The organism is Vibrio sp. 10N.222.49.C9 (assembly GCF_041474985.1).
GTDB lineage: Bacteria > Pseudomonadota > Gammaproteobacteria > Enterobacterales > Vibrionaceae > Vibrio > Vibrio crassostreae_C.
In genome coordinates this window covers 1-251 of record NZ_JBFRVD010001272.1, presented here as the reverse complement: position 1 = coordinate 251, position 251 = coordinate 1, and the positions used below count along the sequence as shown (strand labels likewise).

General features: G+C 49.4%; 1 protein-coding gene. It reads right to left on the bottom strand.

What is annotated here, in order from left to right:
• Nucleotides 1-251 (bottom strand): glycoside hydrolase family 3 N-terminal domain-containing protein (locus tag AB4585_RS27870; protein ID WP_372171999.1); only part of this gene is annotated, 251 nt, incomplete at both ends.

Sequence of the window (251 nt, the reverse complement as noted above, 5' to 3'; positions counted from 1 at the left end):
AGGTAGACGTTATGTAAGGTATTGTCTGTGATTTCCGTTGTGTCGTAATCACGACCTCCTTCTGCAGCACCATAACCCACAAAGTGTTTAGCGCAAGCAAGGATAGAGTCAGGGTCACTCAGGCTGTCACCTTGGAAACCTTTTACAACAGATTTAGCGAATTGCGAGCCGAGATACGGGTCTTCACCGCTACTTTCAATAACGCGCCCCCAACGAGGGTCGCGGACTATATCTAGCATAGGGGCGAAGGT